An 18,941-nucleotide genomic window follows, 5' to 3' on the forward strand; every position below is an offset into this window, starting at 1 on the left:
ACAAAACCTAATGATCTAACTTATCGCTGATGCGGGGATTAACTCTGCATTGTCGTTAGTAGCTCCATCATATCTTTAGAGCTGATGTTCTTCTTATGCCTGACTACAGCGTCAATCATCAATTCTAAATTCCCCGCCGAGATATAATCCTTGAGCACGTCATTAAATTTTTCTTGTATTTCATCACTCGTGTACAAGTGCTCAGGAATAAAAAATAAAAATTGGCTGCCACTACTACGAAACGAGATAGTACTTTCTGGAACCTTTGCCGTCAGAGACTTAGCCGCTGAACTCACCACCAAGTCTCCATATTCAAGCCCATACTTTTGGTTAATCTCATTGAGGTTTCTGATTCGTACAAAGTAAAGGTCGAAATTACCGTTTGTTGGATAGCTGTTCTTAACAAACTGCATGAGCGAGACTCGATTGCGAAAGCCTGTAATAAAGTCCGTAGAATGAAGTTTTCGTTTGATGGAAAAATCGATATAGAAAATGATGCCCGTCATCAACAAAATCAAGACAAGAAAGGCGCTGCTGATTTGGTGAACAACAACAAACTTGCCTACCATGGACGTATTTTCTTCAATAACTGGGCTTTGTAATCGAAACTTTTCGTTAATGAATTCGACTAAGGTGGTGTAGCAAATATCGACTTTCTTCTGCAGCGATTCTTTGGGTAGCTGACCTTGGCTGACCAATTTGATTGACGATTCTAGCGACTTAAATTTTTCAAACTCTGCGGTAAAGTAAGGCTTAAAGTTTGCTGAGCGAATAAAATTAGACGATTCAGTGCTGTTGAACAGAATATCAAAACGACTCCAAGTAATGTCATATGCCAACCAAAGTTCATCATAATCAATCGTCTTTGCATGGCTAACCATCAAGAAGTTTGCATACTCTTTGACAAGTTGAAAAACAAACCATGTTGCCTCATTTTGGCGATTAGAAAAGCTCTTGTTGATGTCATTAATTCGAGTAACGCTGTAGATATTGACGGATAGAACAACCACGGCCAAAGACAAAACAACGACTTTGATTGCGGCCATAGACAACAGCTTCTTCATAATTAGCCTCTACAGGTGAATATCACGAATCTGCCAAATCATCTTGGCATGGAAATCAGGGGTATTAGTCTCAGGATTCGCAGAGAGTGGGTAAATCAACCAAAACGGGCCTTTCTCTCTCACAGACATAAACTCCCCATTCTTTTTAATCGCAATGATGGGTTCATAGGTATCAAAATCTTCTTTGGGCACCGCAATTTTATAGTCATTCAATGCTACGAAAGTGACTTGTGATGATATCGGTAGATCCATATTTTCAAGCACCGTTTGTAACGTCACACCACTATAAACGGTCAGACCCTCGACCCAAGGCAAGGTGGTAGTAATTTCTGTCTGAGGAAGTGACAGGAGTTGCTCTCTACTAAAACCATGCTTTTGCCCAGAGTGGTCGAAAACCGTTAACTCTGAGGCTGCAAAAATCGAAAACGAGCAAAGCCAAAGCATCAACAAGAATACAGTTCTCATTCTAAACTCCATTTAAAAGGTCACTAAATTGAGTCTAGTATAAATTGACCATTTAACTTGTACCGATACCACTCAGATTGATTGGTATCACTTTATTCCGAATGCTCCTACACCTCGCTGTTTTTCAATAACTTCGCCGTTTCTCTGTCTCTTCCATCACCGCTCTCGCTCAGCACTCCCTACCCGCTTGACGTATTCCTTCTCAACCGTCTAGTAACAAAAACTCGTATTTTACTCTGCGTAAGTAAACCAATAAGCCCTATGAATACGTATGAAACAACAAAATTAACAATAAATATGAGTAATTCAGTAGCGAGAATGCTGGTTGCTGCATAACCTTTAATCGAACGTAAGCAGCTTTAAGAGACTTAATAACGAGTTCCAGTCGTTTCTACTTCACCAGTTGATCTCGTGTATTGATCTTAGAAAGCTTACTCATTTCATAATCAAGGGAATCGAGAATGAGTTTGAATATAAAAAAATTTAACCCCATGGCGACACTTTCTACCCTAGTAATGACGCTGGTCATGTTTCCTGTTTCTGCTGAAGTTAATCAAGAACAATTCGAATTAGGTAAACAAAAAGCCAAAGTGTGTATGACCTGTCATGGCGCTGATGGCATCTCAACACAAGATCCCTACCCGAACCTTCGCGGTCAAAAAGTGGGTTATCTCATCTCTTCATTGAAAGATTATCAGACTCGAGAAAGAACCAGTGGTTTAGCGATTCTCATGCAGCAACAAGCCGACACGCTCTCAGACCAAGACATCCGTGACATTTCCTATTTCTATTCTGTGCTCGGCAACGAAGCAGGCTCGCTCAGCGATTCAAATTAAGTCAGCGATTCAAAACCTCTAGGCAAGGAGCCTTGTTATGGAACAAGTGACAACGCAATACAGCATTAAGGTCGTGAAGTACTTCATCATTGCATCCTTAGTGTGGGCGATTGTAGGTATGATCATCGGCGTGATTCTCGCCGCGCAATTATATTGGCCAGTCTTAAACTTTGATTCTCAGTATTTCCAATTTGGTCGACTGCGTCCGCTACATACCTCTGGAGTAATTTACGGCTTCGTCGTGAATATCTTGATGGGGACGTCTTTATACATTGCCCAGCGAACAGGCCATTGTGACTTGTTCAACAAAAGCCTTTCATGGATGGTATTTTGGGGCTGGCAATTCATCCTGTTACTTGCGGTCATTTCCTTACCCGCAGGCCACACTACCTCAAAAGAGTATGCGGAGCTTGAATGGCCAATCGACTTGATGATTGTGTTGGTTTGGGTGCTGTACGCGGTGTTGTTCTTTGGCACCCTTGCTAAACGAAAGGTCAGCCATATCTTTGTGGCTAACTGGTTCTTTGCTGCATTCATTATCGTCGTTGCAATGATTTTCATCGTGAACAACCTCGCGATGCCTGTGTTGGCGATGAAGTCCTACTCTGTGTTTGCAGGCGCTCAAGATGCGATTGTTCAATGGTGGTGGGGACATAATGCCGTCGGTTTCTTGCTGACCGCTGGTGTGATTGGTATGAACTACTATTTCATACCCAAAGCGGCGGATCGACCTATCTACTCGTACCGTTTGTCTGTGATCCATTTCTGGGGCTTGGTCGGCTTTTACACGTGGGCCGGAACGCACCATTTGGTTTATTCTTCTGTTCCCATCTGGATTCAGAACATCGGCATCGTTATGTCTTTGATCCTGTGGCTCCCTTCTTGGGCAGGCGCGTTCAATAGCGCAATGACCCTCCTACAAAATAAAGAAAAGCTGAAGTCCGACTACATTCTTTTATTCTTTTTCTCAGCGATTCTTTACTACTGCTTGGCAACATTCGAAGGTCCGCTACTCGCTATTCGCTGGTTCAACATGGTGGCACACAACACCGAATGGATCATCGGGCACGTACATTCCGCGGCTCTCGGATGGGTTGGGATGTCAGGGATAGCGGTTTTTTACTACTTCATTCCACGCTTATGGGGCCAAACCGATCTATGGTCACGACGACTGATTAAATGGCACTTTTGGCTTGCTCATGCTGGCGTCGCCATCTATGCAATAGCACTTTGGATCGCAGGCATCGGCGAGGGATATATGTGGCTCGCTCAAAATGAAAATGGCGAACTGATTTACAGTTTTGTAGAAGCTATGGACTTTAAAGCACCTTGGCTATTCATGCGTTTCTTTGGTGGCGCGCTGTTTGTACTTGGATTGTTCTTAATGGCTTTCAACTTGTACAAAACGGTTCGTATGCCCGTAACAAATGATGCTAAACACACTGTTAATGAAGGAGCTTAAATGATGAGTAAAGACTTTACACATTCAATCGTCATTTTAATTTTGACCACTGTTGTCGTGGCCTCCTTCTCTTTATTGGTCTGGGTAGTGCCAAGCATTGTCCGTGGCGATGATATTGCCAAAGGCAGCTTAGCGATGCCTCTCACACCGACTGAGTTAGCAGGCCGAGACATATACATCAGTGAAGGCTGCCATGTTTGTCACACACAAATGGTTCGCCCTCTAGAGCCAGAAGTGAAGCGTAATGGTCGCCCGAACCAAGAAGCAGACGATATCTATGAGTTTCCTAACTTGTGGGGCTCTAAACGTACTGGTCCTGACCTCACTAACTTAGGTAGAAAGTATTCTGACCAATGGCATGCTATTCACTTAATTGACCCTCGAAAAGTCGTACCGACCTCGATCATGCCCTCTTACCCGTGGCTATTTGAGCAGACTCTGACTGGCGATGATATTAGCGCCAAAATGGAAGTGTTACGTACCTTAGGTGTGCCTTATACCGATCAAGAAATTGGTGATGCCCGTTTGCAAGTAAGAGGCAAAACCAAAGGTGAAGCTCTGATTCGCTATTTACAAAGCCTGGGTAAAGATACGTCACAGGAGGTATCACAATGAGCACATTCTGGAATCTATGGGCGGTACTCTTAACCTTAATATTCTTTGTTCTGATGGTGTCTGTTGTCGTTAAATACTGGCGTAGCAATCACAAGGCCGATCACGACCACACCATTGGCACCTTTGATGGTATTGAAGAGAAAGATGCGCCTCCACCTAAGCTGTTATTTATCAGTTATGCAGTGGCATTTCTTTTGTCTGCGGGTTATTTGGTGCTCTACCCCGGGCTTGGAGAATGGGAAGGCTTAGTCGATTGGGAACAAAGCGACGATAAGCTCAGTTCACCATCCACCACTCTCAATGAGCAATTTGCACAAACCAGCGAAACCACGTTAGAGGGATTAGCTGCTGTCCCAGAGATCGTGAACAGCGGTAGGATTCTATTCCAAACTCACTGTGCCGCTTGTCACCGAGATAATGCACAAGGTCAGAAACACTTCCCTAATCTTATCGACCAAGAATGGTTATACGGCGGCAGTGATGAAGCTGTGATCCATTCGATTGCCAAAGGGCGAAATGGAGCGATGCCGGGTTGGAGTGAAATCATGCGCCCAGACGAGGTGGCAAAAGTCTCCTACTATCTAGCCTCCCTCAACCAACGTCATACCGATGTGCCGAAGATTAAAGTCGAGCTCGGTAAAACCTTGTTCGTCCAATACTGTTCGTCTTGTCATGCCGATGGTGCTGTCGCTAACCCAGCGATTGGCGTACCTGATCTTTCCGATGATATCTGGCTTCACGGAGGGAGTATTGAAGAGATTCAGCACACCATCAATTACGGTTTGAACAACCTAATGCCTGCGTTTGATGAGCAGCTCAGTGAGAACGAGATACTCGCGCTTGGGGCTTATATCCGACACGCTGGTGACGTAGAGCAACAACGGCTCGCGAGTTTGAAAGCATCATCTGTTGAGCGCGGAGAATATCTCGCTTATGCCGGTGACTGTGTGGCTTGTCATAGTGCAGAAGGTGGCGAACCCTTTGCTGGCGGCCTACCCTTTGTCACCCCCTTCGGCACCGTGTATTCAACCAACATAACGCCACACACTACCGAAGGTATTGGGACTTATGACTTCGATGATTTCCGAGCGGCGTTAGTCGCAGGTAAAGGCAAGAATGGTTACCTGTACCCTGCAATGCCTTACACCTCCTATCAATACCTCACCGACCAAGACATGGTGGATTTATGGGAATACATGCAGTCAATCACCGCCGTGCCGCGACGCAATGATGACAACAGCATGATGTTTCCATCCAATATTCGCTTAGGTTTGCTTGGCTGGAACATCGTATTCATGGATACCGACCCTATTGATTATGAAGTGCCAGAGGAACTCAAAGGAGAAATTGAGAATGTCGATAAGTGGCAACAAGGCAAATATTGGGTCGCAGGACTTGGTCACTGTTCGGAGTGCCATACACCTCGAAATATTGCCCAAGCACTGATACCAGAACGTATTTTCCAAGGTAACTTGATCGACGGTTGGAACGCGCCTGATATTACAGCCAATGAGCTCTATATCGATGGTTGGGATGAAGCAACACTCACAGACTTTTTACACACAGGACATTCAGACAAAGGCACCGCTTTTGCGGGTATGGCTGATGTAGTGAAAAACAGCCTAAGCTTGATGACGCGTGAAGATATTGAGTCGATGTCCTATTACCTACTCAGTGGGGACATCAACAACACCATTGCCAGTGATGCCGTTCAGTTACAGCCTAAAGGGTTTGATGAAGCTGCGTATGCCAGTGAAATCTACACCACGTATCGTCAAACCTGTGGGGCCTGTCATGGTGACGATGGTAAAGGTCGCGATCCAATCGCCCCTACTCTGTTGAACAACGGTATTATCATGCACAGCGACCCATTCAATACCATTGCGGTAACGGTGCGCGGCTTGCAACCCACCTATCTCGACAAAGACAGAAATTTCATGCCAATGGCAAGTTTTGAGGATGTACTGTCGGATCAACGCTTAGCTGAGTTAATCACGTTTGTGCGTTTAAACCTTGGCGACAGAAATGAACCGGTCACGGCTGAGCATGTTCGAGAGGTAAGAGAAACACTTGAAGCAGCAGGCTATGCAGGTGGATTACACACCACACCTGAAATGTACGAAAATCGAGATAAGAACATTAACATACGATAGGCGCTGTAGCTGTGCGTAGCCGATTGGCCCAACAAGCAGCGAACAGCACGTAACTTTTATGTTTGCCTAACAAGCCAAAAGGAGACCACTGTGTCTCCTTTTCTTTTGCCCAAACCCAAGTTTTCGATACTTTGCCGTACAACACAATTGTAACTAACTGATTACACAATTAAGCAGAGCTGCACATAATGCGATCAATCTCGCAGAACAAAGATGACACCAAGTGCATAATATGCAAAATTTTCTAAAGATGTACTAAGGACAGTTATGGATACAACTACACTCATCTACGATACGTTGGAAGGCCTGTCGAGCGCAAAGCCTCAGCAACACGCTCAAATCCGCCAAAATCTATATAACCAATTAGATTTATCATTTGAGAAGCAGTTGGCTTTGTATTCATCAGTTCTTGGTCCAGCAAGTGCTGGTAGATTGACCGATTTGGATAGTGCAGTGATGTCTGCACGCAAGATTGTTGGCTTAGAAAACAGCTAAGCAATCTTCAACCTATCTCAACTTTAACGCTGCCATTGTGCAGCGTTTTTTTATGGACGCTATTTACGATAAGTAAGGTTGGTTACGATAAATGCTGTTAGTTGCGATAAATACGGTTAGTTGCGATAAACGCGGTTAAGAAGATAAGTGCAGTTGGGTCTGTTTTTCAAGTTACACGCATTCTCATTTGGTTAATCTTATGTTCCATTTTTAACAGGTGTGTAACCACAATAATGGCGCTAATGTTAGTAGCACGTTAACCACACATCGGATGGAAGAATCATGAGAGTACTTATTGAATATACACAGACAGGCAAATACCGTGATCATGCGTGGGAAGCATTAACGATTCGTTCAAAAGGCGAAATTCAAGCTGTGACTCCCTCTTATGCGGCTCAGCTTATCGAACAAAACCGCGCCAGCTTATCGACCACTGAAAATCAAGATATCGTCATCCAACCTTAATGGCTTCAAGGGCTACCCCTCCTAGTTCCTTAAATCGAATAGTTCGATGACATAAAAAAACGCTGCACGGATGCAGCGTTTTCTTGTTTCTGGCGTGCCTTGTCTCTAACGTAAAGAGCTTCTAACTTAGATAGCTTCTAACCTAGATAACCTACACAGAGAATTGGATTATTTTGGCAAGTTTTCTAATGCATCAACCATCGTCATTAGCTTATCGACGATTCGCTCACCATCCACTCTCAAACCGTTGTGCTCATACTCGTTGGTAATCCACGCTTTCGAGTTTGGAATATTAGCCAGTGTTTCGCGGCTGTAATCCAGTTCTACGTACATGTCGTCTGCGTAAACGGCACACGCCATCGGAACCGTATTCTTGCTCAACTGCTCTGCATTGTACAAAGTACCCCAATCCGATTTCTCAGCTAATAGATTGGCGGCTTCACGCAATGGCTTCAACGTTTCTAGTTGGTCGAACATCCATGGGTACACCATTTCTCCGGTAAACCAGAACTCACTACCCGATTGGTAGTTGAAGTGTGGGTACTGCTCACGAACACGATGTGCAGACCAGTTAGACGCTGTACCTTGACAGTAAATCGATTCATGCAAGATTGCGTAAATTGGGTTAGTTAAGTAACCCTGCTCTTGCTGCATTTGATTTAGGAAGCTGTAGCTCAGCTGTCTGTTACCGTTCACTTCAACAAACGCACTCTCCAGTGTGAAATACATTGGAAGGTTTGCTTCGCCGCCACCAAGATTAATACCTATTAGCTGGAACTGTTCAACTGTGAACACCTGACCGTTTGGCAGTCTCACATCGTTGTTGAGCAGGTAATCAGAGATCTCGCGACACATAGCTTGTGCTTGTGGGAACTGAGCAAAGAAAGCTCTGTTTTTGTCTTCTACACGCTTGTAAGTCGCACGATAAACATCGTCAGCTTCTCGTTCAATAGAAGGAATGCCGCCCGTCACATAACAACGCTGCAAGCTCTGTGGGAACAGTGACAAATAGCTCAGTGTACAGAAGCCACCAAAGCTTTGACCAATCGTCGACCATTGCTTAATACCAAACTGTTCACGAATCGCTTCAGCGTCACGAACGATGTTATCCGCTCTGAAATGCGTTAAGTATTCGACTTGTTGTTCTGGAGACAAATGCGCCAAAGTTTCAAGGCTGATAACCGTGCTGTTGCCAGTACCACGTTGGTCTAGAAGCAGAACACGGTAGTTTTGTAATGCACGCTTTAGCCAACCCGATTGACCACTCACCCGTGGAGAAGGAAAACCTGGGCCGCCTTGAAAGTAGATCAACCACGGCAGCTCTTGCTCATCTTTAGCGAGATCAACCAGCTCACGTGCGAAGACTTGGATCTGTTGTCCATCTTTGGCTTGATAATCAAGTGGCAACTCGAAAGAGTGCTGACGGTACAGGGTGGTTCCATCAATAAAGTTAGCTTGCACGCTTCATTCCTTTTTATCTGATTCTAAAGTCATTGGTACGAATAAAAATGGCACCCTTTGGCACCGTAGTTAGCAAGATACGCATACTAGCTTGTAAATGAAACCGTTTGTTGAACCTGAATGTGAAGGTACTTCATTAAATCGCCAAATTAGCTTTATACGCGTAACAACTTGTGTCAAAACAGAGAGTTTAAGATGTGATCTATTGAGAAGAAGAACAAAAGTGGGACACAAATAAAAAGAGCTTAACGAGGTGAGGATACGTTAAGCTCTTTGGTTTCATCTGTTGTAAATGAGGTTTTTAGGTTGAACAAGCTCAGGCTTTATAGGTTTAGTTTCTATAAGCCAAAGATCTATAAACTGAGCTTCTGTAACTTATAGCTCTATAAAACAAAGCTAAGAAGCCTCGAGCTCACCTGCACCTTGAATTGAACGTTGGCTGTTTTCAACAAGGATAGCCGTCGCCGTTTCTTTCAACGCGCCCCACTCTCCATCGTCAACTTCAATGCCCTCGTTCCACGCCTTCTCTTGAGTTTTAAAAAGCGCTTCCGATTCAATGTGTGTTTGGTAGCCATCTGACAAACGTTCGATATCGAAATCCTGGACGGAAAGCTCGATGGTCATATTGTGGATATGATCGTCCGATGCCAGAGGCAAATCTGATAAAAACAGTTCTGGTGCAACGCAACCACGGTTAAGCACATACAAGGTGCTCTTAGGATTTGAGCCATTATCCCAACGTGCGGTACATGCGATGCCTTTCGCTGCCAGTTTTACAAGCTCACTGTACGCTAACCAACGGTTATGGCAGTTGTTTAGCTCGATTTTCAGCGTCTTTTTACCGACCATTTTTTCAATGGCGTAATCCATCACCACAGGAAGATGACACGCTAAGCTCGCCTTGTGCAGGTCCACTTCAACTGTGTTGTCGCTTGTCACTTGGATGTCTACAGGGCAATCGTCTTCTAGCCCCATAAAGTTGCTCGCATTGTTAAAATGACGAACACCATCCAAGCCAACCATTTGTAAATCTGCCACCATGTTCGCTATCACATCGGCTTCACCACATGTACGACGCATACCCAGAAAGGCTTTATTAACGGCCGCGACCAATTCATTGTGAGAAACGATCATAGCGATTTACCTCCATGTTGAGCATTGATATGTGTAGGAACGTTATGAGAGCCAGCAAGCTCCGCTTCACTTGGTAAGACTGGGAACACCCACTCGTCTTGATGAATTTCGTCAAGCAGCGGTGCGCCTTGGAAGAAGGTCACGCGAACCCAACGATCTGAGCGAGGATCAAACTTAGTAGCACCAAACATAGCTAGCTTGCAACGTAACAGATGCATCGGCAGCGACTCTTTATGAAGCACGTTCATTTGAATGTCGCCCATCGCTTTGTTGCCAAGCGTCCATACACGACGTGCTATCGCACGATGTTGCGGTTGTTTTACCAAGAACTCTGCTAGAGAAAGCTCTGGTGTGAACTGTAATAAGGAGTGGTACAGACGGTAAGCTTGACGACCAATATCTAATGGCAGCTCACGCTCTTCACCAATTTCTTCTCCTCGAACACCGAGCCTTGGCTCTTCTTTGTCCTGAGAGCGATACCAGAACCAGTAGTTGTTATCTGCTTTCGTAAAGTCGGTGGTGATTGCCCAACGGTACTTTTCTTCTAACACAACCAATAGGTCTTGGATCTTTTTGCCACTAGGAAGCGAGAGTGTTTCGCTACAATTCATATGCTCTTGATCGGCGTCCACTAATTCTGGGTACAATTCCATCAAGCATGAGATAAGGATTTCTTGGGCTTCCATACTCATGTGCTTAGATTGTTCAACTAACTGCGCCCATGTATCGCAATGGTTTACAGAAGCTTCTAGTGACTGTTCTGCGTGTTTTAACTCATCAACAGCGGTTTTGTTCAACTCTTGCTGGTTTTCATTGATGGTAACAACTTGTTCTAAATGACAAATCGCTTTTTTAACGTATCTACGTAGTGGCTCGATCAACGCCGTATCGGTCTGACTAGCCAACACGTCCGCCAATGCATGTTCACGGGTTGTCATCCATTGATCGACAATACTTGGGTGGTTAATAAGGTATGGCGCCATGCCTAAACCAGTCGCATTACCAACACCAAGGTAACGCTGTAATCCTCTATGCAAGGTAATCGCTTGTTCACCGCCTTGTTGCTCCGCTAGGTAATGAACCCAATCTAGGCTGAACTCACGCAGCATATAAACAGCACACATTTGAGCACTGAACGATTGATTAAAATCTGGATTCTTTTCCAAGATTTTAAAGTCAGCAATACCAAACTTACCATTACCATAAACCGCTGTGGTTCGTAGGATGTAGCCAACTTCCGCTAGCTCTTTTGGCGTTGGTTGAACACCTTTAGCCAAGTGACTAACAATATGTTCAAACACTCGTACACTTTTGTTGGCACGCGCTAAAACAAGCACATTGTTAGGGTTACGGCCTGCTTCTTGTAGCGGTACATTCGCACGAAGTCTCTCAAGTAGGGTGACATCAACATCACCAAGAACAAGCGCAAACGTTACGTCCCACTTTTCAGCAATTACACGGTCATTTCGTTCGTCATCTGCAATCTCATCGCAGAAAACAACCAAATGATAAACATGATTTGGCGTCTCTAGCTTATAGATAACATGACCAAAACCTCGAGCGTCTAGTTGCCACTCATGCTTAGTCACTTTCCATTGCTGTTGCGCCATTTTACGAATCAGAGTTCTTACGAAGCTGATGCGTGTTTGGTGCATAGCACCCAGTCTTTCCGGTGCCATGACGACCGTTGCGTCACGTAGTGCTGATTCAGTGTAGGTAGAACGATGTGCATCCATTTTGCTCACCACCTTATAGTTATAGGATTTTGCTAGCCATTCAGAACCGATCGTTGCTGTCTTTTGAAGCATATATAGCGACAGTATGTTGGTTAGCTTTCACGTTTTTAATCGTTATTGATATTATCGAGGCAAGCGAACTCGCCACTTATTATTTGTCCTGACTAGATCGATTGACCTAAATACGTGCCGCCCGGTGTATCTTCACCAGTACGGTTTTTATCTTCCTTCCGGAATCTTGTATCAGCCTTCTTTCAAAGGCTCACACCTTGTTTATCTTCAGTTTTTAGAGATCTTTATCTCTACATTTTCTTCTTTATACCGGCATTGATGTTTTATAAGCCTTGATCTTTCGCCATCTTGATTGCGATTTGAGGCGCATTCCAAAGTGATGGCAGCAAGATTAAGGACACCGGTACCGCTGTGATAACTATGAATGATTGCAGCGCTGAAATACCGCCGGAACCTAGGGAAATCAGAATCAATGCTGTTACCCCCATCATCACACCCCAGAAAGTACGAATAATTGCGTTAGGCTCTGTCTCACCGCTGACTACCACACTGATGGTGTAAGTCATTGAGTCACCTGTCGTTACGATGAAGATCGTCGTCAAGATCAAGAACAGAATAGAGATAAGCATTGGCATTGGTAGTTGCTGAGTTACTGCCAGTAGCGCGCCAGGTAAATTAAAGCCTTCGAACGCTTTACTTACGCTGCCTGGGTCTGCAATTTCAAACGCAAGGCCAGAACCGCCAACAATGGTGAACCAGAAACATGTTACGAACGGTGCAATAAGACTGATGGTTGATACCAATTGGCGAATACTACGACCGCGTGAAATACGTGCGATGAAGATTGCCATCATTGGGCCGTAACCTAAGAACCAACCCCAGAAGAATACTGTCCACCAGCTCAACCAACCTTCGTCACCACGGTATGTTGCCATTGGGATGAAGTTGTCTATCATGCTGCCTACACCTTGGATGTAGCCATTGAAAATGAAGTTTGTTGGGCCGAAGATCAGAATGTAGACCATCAATGACATTGCTAAAATTACGTTGTAACGGCTTAGCATTTGCATTCCGCGGTTAAGACCACTTAATGCCGACAATGTGTATAGAACGATAGCGAACAGGATGATGATAAGCTGCGTCGTGAAGCCATCAGGAATATCAAACAGTGCGTTCAGTGCGTAGCTCACTTGCAAGCCTAAGAAGCCGATAGGACCAATGGTGCCCGCCGCTACTGCGACAATACAACATGCATCAATCAATGCGCCGGTGTGACCTTTCAATGCTCGCTCGCCTAAAACTGGGTAAAGCAAAATACGAGGTTTAAGCGGTAAGCCTTTGTCGTAGTGAAGGTGCATAACCACAATAGACGTTAAGCTACCGACAATGGCCCATGCTAGAAAACCCCAGTGCATGAAGGATTGCGATAAAGCATTCACCGCGCCTTGCTGTGCGTTTTCTTGTGCGCCGTACAATGGTGGTGGGCTAACGTAGTGAGCGATAGGCTCTGCTGCTGCCCAAAATACACCGCCACCTGCCAGTAGCGTACAGAAGATGATCGCCATCCAACGGAAGCCGTCCATTTCAGGTTTAGCGATGCCGCCTAGGATAACCTTGCCTGTTCGCCCTGCCGCCAGGCCAAGACCAATAAGAAAAGTCAGAAGAAGAAGCATTTGCCAGTAAGGACCGAATACTTTTACAGACCATGCAAAGCCCGTATTTACTAGGCTTGATAACAGCTCGCCATCAAATAGAGCAAGTGCCACGAACAGAGCGATAAAACCGCCGCTGTACCAAAGTGCTGGGTTGGATAGGCCTAATTTGTCTGACGTAGACTCAGACTCGTTTGTGTTGCTTTTTGCATTAATTGTTGTGTGTGCTTGACCCGCATTTAAGCTTGAAGATTTCACGCTATTGGTTAAATCAGACATACTCTGACTCCAGAGGTTTCTTTGCAGCTGTCATTTGAATGATGACTACAAGGGTGTATTTAACACCTGCCCTATTGTTTTTTGTGTTGGGCAGGCTAATCCATGTTTGGGTTACCGCGTTGCGAAATAGACCGTTGTTCCTTTTGAATAGTGAAATTGGTTTAAGCAGCACTTGCTTATTGAACGTTTGTTAGAAGGCTGCTAATTCGATGATGGCTCGCGAGAAACCGTTAACCCTTGGTTTGAGGCTCTAGGCCATCTTTCAAGAAGTTAAACCAGTTTTCTCCCAAGACTTGCCCAGCTTCAGACTCGCTGAAACCATGACGCATCAATCCGTTATATATGTTTTCCATACCCGCACTACCACAGAACCAAGGCAACGCATCTGGCCAACCTGAGTTGTTCGCAGAGCCTTCGCCGTAGTCCATTGCTTTAGACCAACGACCATTTCTCATCCATTCAAGAACGGCTTGAGGTTGGTTTATGCATAGGTCACTGCCAATACCGAGGTGCTCTACGCCGACCATGTCAGCCGTAGTCGCAACCATCTGGCAGAAATCTTCCAAGGTACATTGGCTGCCGTTTGGTAGGTGGAATGGGTACAAGCTGAATCCGATTAAGCCGCCGCGTGCGGTTAGAGCTTTAATTACATCGTTTGATTTATTTCGTAGTGCATCATGAGCAAACGTCGGGTTCGCATGGCTGATACAAATAGGACGAGAAGACAAGTCGATAGCTTCAAGTGTTGAGCGCTCTGCACTGTGAGACATATCTATGATCATGCCCACTCGGTTCATCTCTTCGATGGCTTGTTTACCAAAGCGAGTAATACCTGTGTCGTTCTTCTCGTAGCAACCCGTCGCCAATAAGCTCTGGTTGTTGTACGTCAGTTGCATGATCAAAAGACCTTGCTTACGCATCACTTCGATAAGACCGATCTCATCGTCGATTGGAGAACAGTTTTGAGCACCAAGGAAAATGCCGACTTTGCCAGTCGCTTTTGCAGTCTCGACATCAGCCATTGAGTGAATCGGCATGATAAGGTCTGCGTTCTGCTCGAATCTTAAATTCCATTCTGCAAAGCGAGATAAGGTTTCACGAGCCGTCTCGTGGTAAACCGCGGTAGCGTGAACTGCTGTAATGCCGCTCGCCTTTAGTATTTGGAAATATTCTCTGTTCCAATTGCAGTATTGCAATCCATCTATAACAATCCGTTGCTGGTACATAACCACTCCTATTGAAAGCTCAGTGTTCTAGCTCGGTTTTGAAAACACGCTCAAATAACATGTTTTCAAAAATGGGTTAAATCACTTGTCTAAGTTCGTTTGCTGCTTTGGTTTGAATGTTGGCCTGACTCTGTGAATCAGGCCAATTCGATAGCTGGATAGCTAGGAAGTTAATTCAGCTATCCAATTCTTATTTAGAAAGTGGATTAGTAAGGACGTTGGTAAGCCGTCTTAACCACTGTGTAGAACTCTTTCGCGTATTGACCTTGCTCACGAGGACCGAAGCTAGACTCTTTACGACCACCAAACGGTACGTGGTAATCCGTGCCTGCTGTTGGTAGGTTGACCATCACACAACCGGTCTGCGCTTGTTGCTTGAACATTGCGCTAGTACGTAGGCTCTGAGTAATGATGCCGCCTGTTAGACCGAAGCGAGTGTCGTTGGTTGTCGCAATCGCTTCTTCTAGGTCAGCGACACGAATCACACTTGCCATTGGTGCGAACACTTCTTCTTGGTTCACTTCCCAATCGTTCTTAGTGTTCAAGAACAGCGTTGGAGACATGTAGAAACCTTCGTGCTTCATACTCAAGCGTTCGCCACCAAATGCCAGCTCACCGCCGCTTTGACGTGCTTTCTCAACCCAACCTAGGTTTGCTTCAAGTTGGTTGCCATCAACGACAGGGCCCATGAACACACCCTCTTCCAGTGCGTGACCCACTTTCAGCTCGCTCATACGTTTAATCAGTGCTTCAACGTATTGGTCGTGAATGCTATCCATAACCACAAGGCGAGAAGACGCGGTACATTTTTGGCCTGCGCCAGAGAAAGAACCTGCAATCGTTGCATCAACCGCAGTTTGGATATCAGCATCGTCAGCAATAACAAGTGCGTTCTTACTGCCCATTTCTAGTTGGCATCGAACGAAGTTTGGCGCTGTAGCCGCTGCCACTTTACGACCCGTATCAACAGAACCGGTAAAGCTCACACCGTTCACTTCTTTAGAGTTGATCAGTGCATCACCTACTGTTGAACCGCTACCCAGTACAAGGTTAAACGTACCTGCAGGGATACCTTGGCGGTGGATGATCTCTGTAAGCGCGACCGCACTTGCTGGTGTTAGGTTTGCTGGTTTCCAAATAACGCTGTTACCGAAAGCCAATGCTGGAGCAATTTTCCAAGCTGCTGTTGCTGTCGGGAAGTTCCAAGGAGAGATAATGCCGATAACGCCCACCGCTTCGCGAGTCACTTCAACAGAAACACCCGGGCGTACAGAATCTGCGTTGTCACCAATTTGGCGAAGCACTTCAGCCGCAAAGTATTGGAAGAACTGACCTGCACGGTAAATCTCACCGCGACCTTCAGCAAAAGGCTTACCTTCTTCACGAGATAGCAAAGTGCCCAGCTCATCACAACGGGCAATCAGCTCATCACCAATCGCTTGAAGCACCGCTTGCTTGCGTTCAATCGGCGTTTTTTCCCACTCTGGTTGAGCGTGTTTCGCCGCTGAAATCGCTTGTTGAACTTGTTCAGCACTTGCTTGTGCAAAGTTGCCAATATTTTCAGAAATATCTGATGGGTTAATGTTCGCTACGGTGCTTACACCCGCTTGCCATTCGCCGCCAATGTAAAGTGCGTTTTCTGCTTGAACATTCTGTAAGTGAGTCATCATTCTGTCCTTGTAACGTTAGGTTGCGGTTGAGTCTGGCAACCATCGGATTAATTAATAAATTGTTAATTCATATAGAGAATAAGTATTAATTTTGTATCTAGACGTAAAACTATTCGCTTGTATTAGTAAAGATCTGCGTAGACAAACAGCTTTGATTGGCAAATTGCCTCAGTTCACAGTCCATTTATTCAGGTTGAGACGCCGATGCATAAACCACGAACTCTACCAACATCTCTTCTCTAGCTAGCCCTGCAACAACGACTGCTGCACGATTTGGATAAGGTGCGTTGAAGTATTCTCCGTATACGCTGTTTACCGTTTTCAGGTATTCACGGTCAGTCACGTAAATCAGAACCTGCAGCACAGAATCCATCGATTCGCCTGCACACTCCAAGGTATGAACAAGGTTGTTAAAAGTCTGACGCGTTTGCGCTTCAATACCGCCTTCTACTACTGCGCCCGTTTCATCGATTGGAATCTGCGCAGTGTATAGAGTGCCGTTATTAACGATTGCCCACTCTAGTGGTGCTTTTGAAGCAAAAAGAGAGGTTTTTACTGGGTGTTTTTTAGTTTGTGCGTTCACGATTTCATCCAACTTTGTAACAACTATGTTTCAAGATGGTTAAATACTGCACCTTGACGTCTGATAAATCTAACGGTAAATTTTGTGCATTTGATAAATAAAATCTATCACCTTGCAAAAAGTAAGGTATAGCAAGGGCTAGAGAAGGATCGGAGTCATGAGTATTAAGCTACAACAGTTAAAACATTTCGTTTTGGTGGTCGAAGAAGGTGGATTTAGAGCGGCATCTCACCGTGCAAATCGATCGCAAGCGGCACTTTCGACTTCGATAAAAGAGTTGGAAAAAATACTCGGCCAACCTCTGTTTGAAACAGGCAACAAATCGACACTGACGCCTTTTGGAGAAATATGTTTGCCCAAGATCATTCAATTTCTGAACGTTTACAAAGCATTAGACAATGACTTACGCGCAGCGGCAGCAGGACAACAAGGAAGAGTTCGAATAGCGAGCGTGCCTTCGGTGGCCGCAAAACTCATCCCTAGTGTTTTAGGGGCATTTTGTGAGCAGTACCCGAATGTAGAAGTGAGTTTGATTGATGATAATGCGGCAGGGGTAGAAGCAAGATTACTCTCTGGCGAGGTGGATGTTGCCCTCGGTAATAGCTCCCATTTAGAAGAAGAGAGCATCGACTTCACGCCTTTGCTTTCTGATCCTATCGGTGTGGTGTGCCTCAAAGATAACCCTATCGCCTCTCAACGGGAAGGAATCGAATGGCAAACCTTGTTAAAGCAGCCCTTCATTCGTAACGGGACTTGCACCCTACTGGACCCAACACCTGCGCGCATGCTCAGCGAACAAGCCCTGTACTCTGTCGAGAACATTACCTCGCTTTTTTCGGTGTTAGAGCTCGGGATAGGCGTGACCACGCTACCTAAGCTGGCTTTCCCAACCAATGAAACCCGCTTGGTGTGGATTCCGCTAATTGACCCACCCTTGCAACGACAAATCGGCATTTTCAGACTGTCTGATCGTACGATCTCGCCACAAGCACAGGCTTTCCATGACTTATGTATTCAATACCTCAGTTATGAAGAGTCATAAGAGAGCCTAGATTAAGTAAATTAGGCAGCGCTCTGCTGCCATTTACTTCCTCAAAACTCGGTGTTTCTTCTCCGCACCATGCTTCTCGCACACCCAGTCCCCCATTTCACTCCTATATCATCAACATTTAGGCGCTGAATTTTCACTCTCGCGCACGCAAATAGTGACAAGCTGACGACAATATAAAAAATATTCGCTTATTGATAAGGAGCTACGTACGTTTAATTTACCAGAAAAACCAGATCTTCCATCATTGCCTCAAACAAGCTTAACCCCTACCAAAATCACACTTCACAACTCAGCTTGTAAATGAACCTAAGTGTTTGAATAGTCTTAATTGATAAGATCATAAGTTGAAAATTTAGCTCGCTACTCCCTTCTAAAAAGACCCTCTTTTTCACAAGGATAAAGCATCTTAAATATTCATGAATAAAGTGATAGAACTATTACTTTCATAAATGAAAAACATTAATTTCAAAAATGGAATTATTGATATCAATATTTGTCGTTTTGATCACATAATTTTAGGCGTAGTTTATATTTTGTCGAAACGAGAGCGAACTAGTTTATATCGTTCTATTTCGTCAGGAG

Annotated in this window: 16 protein-coding genes; 7 read left to right on the forward strand and 9 right to left on the reverse strand. The window is 44.9% G+C overall.

Annotated features, from left to right (window positions below):
- Positions 1–38: 38 nt before the first annotated feature.
- Both AB4486_RS19015 and AB4486_RS19020 read right to left on the reverse strand, forming a co-directional pair.
- Positions 39–1,064: a GGDEF domain-containing protein gene (locus AB4486_RS19015; RefSeq protein ID WP_372058254.1), complete on the reverse strand. Its 1,026-nt coding sequence runs from the start codon at positions 1,062–1,064 to the stop codon at positions 39–41.
- Between the two features lie 9 nt (positions 1,065–1,073).
- The gene (locus AB4486_RS19020) at positions 1,074–1,529 is read right to left on the reverse strand and encodes a hypothetical protein (RefSeq protein WP_372058255.1); all 456 of its coding nucleotides are present in this window, start codon (positions 1,527–1,529) and stop codon (positions 1,074–1,076) included.
- A gap of 461 nt (positions 1,530–1,990) precedes the next feature.
- Between AB4486_RS19020 and AB4486_RS19025 the strand changes: the two genes are divergently transcribed.
- The 6 genes from AB4486_RS19025 to AB4486_RS19050 all read left to right on the forward strand — a co-directional run bounded on the left by AB4486_RS19025 (position 1,991) and on the right by AB4486_RS19050 (position 7,555).
- The gene (locus AB4486_RS19025) at positions 1,991–2,365 is read left to right on the forward strand and encodes a cytochrome c (RefSeq protein WP_029235248.1); all 375 of its coding nucleotides are present in this window, start codon (positions 1,991–1,993) and stop codon (positions 2,363–2,365) included.
- 37 nt (positions 2,366–2,402) lie between these two features.
- Positions 2,403–3,827, forward strand: coding sequence for a cytochrome-c oxidase, cbb3-type subunit I (gene ccoN / locus AB4486_RS19030; RefSeq protein ID WP_017069846.1), 1,425 nt, complete (start codon positions 2,403–2,405; stop codon positions 3,825–3,827).
- Positions 3,828–4,442, forward strand: a complete 615-nt coding sequence (locus AB4486_RS19035) for a cbb3-type cytochrome c oxidase subunit II (protein ID WP_372118180.1) — start codon at positions 3,828–3,830, stop codon at positions 4,440–4,442.
- Positions 4,439–6,595, forward strand: a complete 2,157-nt coding sequence (locus AB4486_RS19040) for a c-type cytochrome (RefSeq protein WP_372118183.1) — start codon at positions 4,439–4,441, stop codon at positions 6,593–6,595. Before AB4486_RS19035 ends, AB4486_RS19040 begins: the two co-directional genes overlap by 4 nt.
- A 267-nt stretch (positions 6,596–6,862) precedes the next feature.
- Positions 6,863–7,090, forward strand: coding sequence for a PAS factor family protein (locus AB4486_RS19045; protein ID WP_004730426.1), 228 nt, complete (start codon positions 6,863–6,865; stop codon positions 7,088–7,090).
- 282 nt (positions 7,091–7,372) lie between these two features.
- Entirely contained in the window at positions 7,373–7,555 is a 183-nt protein-coding gene (locus AB4486_RS19050; RefSeq protein ID WP_004730424.1) for a hypothetical protein, read from the forward strand.
- A 168-nt stretch (positions 7,556–7,723) separates the two neighbouring features.
- Here the strand turns inward: AB4486_RS19050 and AB4486_RS19055 are convergent, their stop codons facing one another.
- From AB4486_RS19055 to AB4486_RS19085, 7 genes are all read right to left on the reverse strand, one after another.
- Entirely contained in the window at positions 7,724–9,016 is a 1,293-nt protein-coding gene (locus tag AB4486_RS19055) for an alpha/beta fold hydrolase (protein ID WP_372118185.1), read from the reverse strand.
- Between the two features lie 396 nt (positions 9,017–9,412).
- Positions 9,413–10,150, reverse strand: coding sequence for a DUF3726 domain-containing protein (locus AB4486_RS19060; protein WP_017064722.1), 738 nt, complete (start codon positions 10,148–10,150; stop codon positions 9,413–9,415).
- A complete protein-coding gene (locus AB4486_RS19065; protein ID WP_372118188.1) occupies positions 10,147–11,958 on the reverse strand; it encodes a hypothetical protein in 1,812 nt (603 codons plus the stop codon). The genes AB4486_RS19060 and AB4486_RS19065 overlap by 4 nt, the downstream gene beginning before the upstream one ends.
- A 263-nt stretch (positions 11,959–12,221) precedes the next feature.
- Entirely contained in the window at positions 12,222–13,829 is a 1,608-nt protein-coding gene (locus AB4486_RS19070; RefSeq protein ID WP_017066850.1) for a BCCT family transporter, read from the reverse strand.
- Between the two features lie 230 nt (positions 13,830–14,059).
- The gene (locus AB4486_RS19075) at positions 14,060–15,055 is read right to left on the reverse strand and encodes a membrane dipeptidase (RefSeq protein WP_372118191.1); all 996 of its coding nucleotides are present in this window, start codon (positions 15,053–15,055) and stop codon (positions 14,060–14,062) included.
- 206 nt (positions 15,056–15,261) lie between these two features.
- Positions 15,262–16,722 (reverse strand): aldehyde dehydrogenase family protein, encoded by a 1,461-nt coding sequence (locus AB4486_RS19080; protein WP_017060834.1) that lies wholly within the window; start codon positions 16,720–16,722, stop codon positions 15,262–15,264.
- A gap of 187 nt (positions 16,723–16,909) precedes the next feature.
- Positions 16,910–17,308 (reverse strand): RidA family protein, encoded by a 399-nt coding sequence (locus AB4486_RS19085; RefSeq protein ID WP_017060835.1) that lies wholly within the window; start codon positions 17,306–17,308, stop codon positions 16,910–16,912.
- Between the two features lie 157 nt (positions 17,309–17,465).
- On the opposite strand from AB4486_RS19085, the gene AB4486_RS19090 reads away from it, so the two are divergent.
- The gene (locus AB4486_RS19090) at positions 17,466–18,350 is read left to right on the forward strand and encodes a LysR family transcriptional regulator (RefSeq protein WP_017060836.1); all 885 of its coding nucleotides are present in this window, start codon (positions 17,466–17,468) and stop codon (positions 18,348–18,350) included.
- Positions 18,351–18,941 lie beyond the last annotated feature (591 nt).

It is taken from the genome of Vibrio sp. 10N.222.55.C6, assembly GCF_041473395.1.
In the GTDB taxonomy this organism is placed as follows: domain Bacteria; phylum Pseudomonadota; class Gammaproteobacteria; order Enterobacterales; family Vibrionaceae; genus Vibrio; species Vibrio crassostreae_C.